Origin of the sequence: Oceanisphaera psychrotolerans, from assembly GCF_001870485.1 — a bacterium.
In the GTDB taxonomy this organism is placed as follows: domain Bacteria; phylum Pseudomonadota; class Gammaproteobacteria; order Enterobacterales; family Aeromonadaceae; genus Oceanimonas; species Oceanimonas psychrotolerans.
The window spans coordinates 1-5,620 of record NZ_MDKE01000047.1; the positions used below are offsets into that span (position 1 = coordinate 1).

Genomic DNA, 5,620 nt, shown 5'->3' on the forward strand with positions numbered 1-5,620 from the left:
TACGTCGCCCATTTTCCCCGCCTCAAGCCATGCACACGAAAGGGGAATGGCTTGGCGATGCGGGGCCTTTGTGTTTGCGCGGGTTATCCGACTTTTAGCGGTCAGAGAACGGCGGCGATACCGTCACACAGGGCGTCGATGTTCGACTTGGTGATGCCGGCCACACTGATGCGGCCGGAGCCGACGATGTAGATGCCGAATTCGTCCTTCAGGCGGGTAACCTGTTCCTTGCTCAGACCGGAGAAGGAGAACATGCCGTTCTGACGGGCGATGAAGCTGAAGTCTTTATCGACGCCGCGGCTGGACAGCTTTTCCACGAACAGGGTACGCATTTCCTGAATGCGGTCGCGCATTTCGGCCAGTTCTGCCAGCCAGTCCTGATACAGCTCGGGGTCGTTGGCAACGATGGCCACCACGTTGGCACCATGAGACGGCGGGTTGGAGTAGTTGGCGCGGATAATGCCTTTCACCTGGCTGAACGAGGTGTTGGCGGTGTCGGCGTCTTTGGCAACCAGGGTGAAGGCACCCACGCGCTCGTTGTACATGCCGAAGTTCTTGGAGAAAGAGCTGGCAATCAGCAGCTCGACATTGTGCTCGGCAAACACCCGCAGGCCGTAGGCGTCTTCTTCGATGCCCTTGGCAAAACCCTGGTAGGCGAAGTCGAACAGCGGCAGCCAGCCTTTTTCGGCAGACAGCTTGGCCAGCTGCTCCCACTGCTCGGCAGTAGGATCGATACCGGTCGGGTTGTGGCAGCAGCCGTGCAGCAGTACCACGTCACCGGCCTTGACATGGGCCAGATCGGCCAGCATGGCGTCAAAGTCCAGATCCTTGGTCTCGGCGTTGTAGTAGCCGTACTCTTTCACTTCCAGCCCGGCGGCGGTAAACACGGCACGGTGGTTGGCCCAGGTGGGGTTGGAGATCCAGATGGTGTTGGTGTCGAGCTGGCGAGCGATAAACTCACCGGCGATGCGCAGGGCACCGGTACCACCCGGCGCCTGAGCGGTGCGGGCGCGCTGGCTGGCGATAATGGCGGAGTCGGCGCCAAACAGCAGTTGTTGCACCACGCGGCCATAGGCCTCGATGCCTTCTATGCTGAGATAGTTCTTGGTGGTTTGCTCTTGCACCAGGCGGGCTTCGGCTTTTTTCACGCAGCGCAGTACCGGAGTCTGGCCGGCTTCGTCTTTATAGATGCCCACGCCCAGGTTGATTTTGTCGGTGCGGGGATCGTTGCGGAAAGCATCGGTCAGGCCCAGGATGGGGTCTACCGGTGCAGCAGTGACCTTCTCAAACATAGTATTGTTAATTCCTTGTAATAATGAGTGTCTTCGGGTCGCAGGCTGCGACAGCCTCTAGTTATAACATTTGCGCCGCCATTAAAAAACGGCTTTTACTGCGGAATCCGGGCCGATCCGGTCAGTACCGGGTGGATCAGCAGCCAGTAACCGGCCAGTGCCCCCCAGGTACAAAGCGTCATGACCAGTGCCATCGGTAATGCCGAGGGAACATGGCTGGCGTTGACGGCGAAGGTGGCCACCGCGCCCAGACCGAAGCGGGTGGTACCGGCCAGGGCCGAGGCGGTGCCGGCGGCCTCGGGAAAATGGCTGAGCAGTCCGGCCATGGCATTGGCGCCTACCAGGCTTATCTGGGCAATCAGCAGCATCACCGGTATCACTATGCCCCAGAGACCGCCCATACCGGTGGCGGCATTGATCAGTAAGCCGATGGCGGCCACGGAGGCCACGGTGAGACCGGTTTTGAGCAGCCGATCGCTGCCCAGGGTTTTGACCAGCCGGCTGTTGGCGAAGGTCAGCACCATCATCAGCAGGATATTCATGCCGAACAACCAGCCGTAGTGTTCGGCCGGCACCCCGAACAGTTCGATATACACCAGCGGCGAGCCGGAAATAAAGGCGAACATGGAGGCGGTGGTGAGGGCGCCGCACAGAATGTACCCCAGCGCGGCCCGGTGGCGCAGTACCTTGCCGTAGTTCTGCAGCACCGGCAGCAGCCGGAACGGCTGGCGCAATTCCGGCCTGAGGGTTTCGGGAATCCTGATGGCCAGCGCCATGGTCACCAGCAGGCCGATGATGGCCAGCAGGATGAAGATGCTGTGCCAGTGGGCGATCAGCAGCAGATAGCCGCCAATCAGAGGGGCCAGCAGTGGCGCCAGGGTCATCACCAGGATCACCATCGACATGACCCGGGCGAACATGTCCCGTTCGAACATGTCCCGCAACAGGGCATTGAGCACCACCGAGCCGGCGGCGCCGCCGATGGCCTGCAGCAGACGAAAAGCCATCAGTGCTTCGATGCTATTGGCACTGGCGCAACCCAGGCTTGCCAGGGTAAACAGGGTCAGACCACCCAGCATCACCGGCTTGCGACCCACCGCATCGGCCAGGGGGCCGTAGAACAGCTGGCCGAGGGCGAAACCAGCCAGAAATACGCCGATGGTGAGCTGAGCCTGGGCCACCGGGACCCCCAAATCGCGCGCTATGGTGGGCAGGCTGGGCAGATACATGTCGATGGCAAGGGGCGTCAGCCCGGCGAGACTGGCAAGCAACAGCAGCAGTGAAAGGGGCAGGCCCATGGATTCATCCGACGATAACAGGTGAGCCCGATTTAAACATGATAATGATTCTCATGCAAAGGAGGTGACGTCCCGCTTACGGCTTGGTGTTGTCCGGCCGGTAGGGATAGATATGCAACCGGGGGATCAGCGGCTCGTCGGTGATGCGGGCGGCCCGCCGTTTGCGGGTGGTGGCGGGCGGGTAGTTGCCCAGTGCGGTGACCGCCGGTAACTCGTCCTGGCACAGCAACAGTGGCAGGTGCGCCTTGACCTGTTGCTGACGCGGGCTGATGTCTTCGCGCCAGCGTACATTGACCATGGGGTGGGTCTTGACCGGCCGGCGCAGACGCAGCTCGACGCCCGGTGGCAGCCGCTTCACGTCGTAGATTTCCCGATCCACACACTGCAGCCAGGTCTGGGCGTCGGTCAGCGGCGGGGGCGAGAGCCGGGCGTCGGTGAGCTGTTTGACCAGCTTGTCCTTGTCGATTTTCTGGATGATCTGCTTGTTGGCCCAGGTAAAGCCCAGCCGCGACACCGGGTGCGGCAGCAATACCAGCTGGCGGTAGACCTGCAGGGTGATGAGGCCGGGCAGGGTGTCGTGCACCAGGGCAAACTTCTGGTCCCGGCTCTCGGCCTCCTGCACCTGGGCCTTGAATTCCCCCTTGAGCCGGTTGATGTCTTCCGTCAGTGCTTGCAGCTCCGGTTTGAGGGTCGCCGGCAACACCAGATAACCGGGCAGACGAAAGCTGGCCTTGGTGGAACAACCGGGGCGGATAAACCACTGGCGATAGCCGTCGAGCGTGGCCGTGATGGCCGCAGCCCCATCGAGCCGGGCCACCTCGATGTGCGTGACCGGCTCGTGCTCGTCGCCGCTGGCCACATCGGGCAGGGGAAAGCAGCAGGCATTGACCGGCGCCGTGTCGGCCGCCTGGGTGATCAGATCGGACAGCGCCGCCATGGCGGCTTCGAGTTCGGAAAAGGTATGACGCAGTCGGGCCGCAGGAGTAAACATAATATTATGCCAACATACATGAAGTGACTCTGAATGTAGCAGCCGGCCAACCCTGACGCAACTGCGCGTTGTGCAGAACAAGAATGCGGCATACGGGCTGGGAGGCTGTCGTCATTCTCGCACCCTCTCTATTCACTCCAGTTCCCACTTTTGTCACTCCCGCATTCTCTTTTGTCATTCCAGTGCCCTCTTTTGTCATTCCCGCGAAGGCGGGAATCCATGATCCATCGCGCAGAACGGTGAGACTGCAGGCTCAGTGAGCCCCTCCCATGGTGATTTTATTTTACATAAAGAACTGTGTTACGAATTTTATGTTGAGTGCCCGGACACGATAGAGTGGCGGCCGGTTCGCGCTGTTTTGCTCTATTCGACTCACGGTTGCCCATCATTGTCTTCAATTCGTCATCCAATCTTTACCCGACTTTCATTTTCGGCTTCTAGAGTGGCCTTTTTCTGGTTGAAGCAGAGGGTGACATGAAACGACGCGACTTTATTCAGGGCATGGCGGTGATGGGCGGTGGCCTGCTGCTAAGCAAGGCGCCGGCCATGGCGGCCACCGGCCAGCCGCAGCAGCAAAGCGGTATTCAGATTGGCGACGTGCTTGCCAACAGCGCCATTGTGTGGGGCCGCAGCGATCGGCCGGCACGTATGTGGGTGGAGTGGGACACCGACCAAAGCTTTGCCCGGCCCAGGCGAGTACGCGGCCCCTGGGCGCTTTCTCCCAGCGACTTCACCAGCCGGGTGGAGCTGACCGGCCTGCCCGCCGGTCGGCGCATTCATGTGCGGGTGGGTTACAGCGATGCCGGCAATGGCGAATGGTCCGAGTGGGTGACTGGCAGCTTTATGACGGCGCCCATCGCCGCAGGCCCGGTGCGCTTTCTCTGGTCCGGCGATACCGCCGGGCAGGGTTATGGTATTAACCCGGAAGTGGGTGGCATGACCATTTACCGCACCATGGCCGAGCAGGAGCCCGACTTTTTCGTGCACAGCGGCGACAACATCTATGCCGATGGCCCCATCCCCGAGCGCATTGAGGTGGAAGACGGCAAAGTATGGAAGAACCGGGTCACGCCCGAGGTCAGCAAGGTGGCCGAAACCCTCAACGAATTTAGGGGTCGCTATCGCTATAACCTGATGGACGAGAACCTGCGGCTGTTCAACAGCAAAGTAGCGCAAATCTGGCAGTGGGACGATCACGAAGTGGTGAACAACTATTCTGCCTCAAAAGACCTTACCGGCGATGCCCGCTATCAGGTAAAAAGCGCCACCCTGTTGCAGGCCCGCGCCACTCGCGCCTTTTTCGACTACGCGCCCATCCGCCGCAGCGGCCCCGAAGGCAGCGAGCAAATCTATCGCAGCCTGCCGTTCGGCCCGCTGCTGGACCGCTTTGTGCTCGACATGCGCTCTTACTGTGGCCCCAACTCTAAAAACCTGCAAACAAAACCCGGTGCAGATACCGCCATTCTGGGAGGAACCCAGGTGGACTGGCTGCTGGCGCAACTGAAAGCCTCAACTGCGACCTGGAAGGCGGTGTTCTGCGACATGCCGCTGGGCCTGCAGGTCGCCGATGGCGAAAGCAAGTGGGAGGCGGTGGCCAACGGCGACCACGGCTCGGCAAAGGGCAGGGAGCTGGAAATTGCCCGGTTGCTCAAGGGCATCAAGGAGGCGGGCATTGAGAATGTGGTGTGGTTTACCGCCGATGTGCACTACACGGCGGCGCACTATTACGATCCGGCCAGGGCCGGCTTCAGCGACTTTACGCCGTTCTGGGAATTTGTGTCCGGGCCGTTGAATGCCGGCAGCTTCGGCCCCGGCAAGGTGGACGACACCTTTGGCCTGCAGGTGATCTTTGAAAAGTCACCCGCCACCCAAAACCTGTCGCCCCTGGCCGGCTTGCAGTTCTTTGGCCAGGTGGACATAGACGCCGACAGCCGGGCCATGACCGTCATCCTCAAGGATCTCAACAACCAAACCCTGTTTACCCCTCAGAGATCCCCTCATTTTTATTGCTCAGATAATGCCGAAGATGCGCTTGTATA

4 protein-coding genes are annotated in these 5,620 nt (G+C 60.6%); 1 reads left to right on the forward strand and 3 read right to left on the reverse strand.

Features of this window, described 5'->3' with window-relative positions:
* Window positions 1-101: 101 nt before the first annotated feature.
* The 3 genes from BFR47_RS14250 to BFR47_RS14260 form a co-directional block, all read right to left on the reverse strand.
* On the reverse strand, window positions 102-1,292 hold the full coding sequence (locus BFR47_RS14250) for an amino acid aminotransferase (RefSeq protein WP_071473692.1): 1,191 nt from the start codon (window positions 1,290-1,292) through the stop codon (window positions 102-104).
* A gap of 95 nt (window positions 1,293-1,387) precedes the next feature.
* Window positions 1,388-2,590, reverse strand: coding sequence for a Bcr/CflA family multidrug efflux MFS transporter (locus tag BFR47_RS14255; RefSeq protein ID WP_071473693.1), 1,203 nt, complete (start codon window positions 2,588-2,590; stop codon window positions 1,388-1,390).
* A 76-nt stretch (window positions 2,591-2,666) separates the two neighbouring features.
* Complete coding sequence (locus BFR47_RS14260; RefSeq protein ID WP_071473694.1) at window positions 2,667-3,581, reverse strand: DNA replication terminus site-binding protein; 915 nt, start codon at window positions 3,579-3,581, stop codon at window positions 2,667-2,669.
* A 474-nt stretch (window positions 3,582-4,055) separates the two neighbouring features.
* Between BFR47_RS14260 and BFR47_RS14265 the strand changes: the two genes are divergently transcribed.
* The coding region (locus BFR47_RS14265; protein ID WP_071473695.1) for an alkaline phosphatase D family protein at window positions 4,056-5,620 on the forward strand (1,565 nt) is incomplete at its 3' end.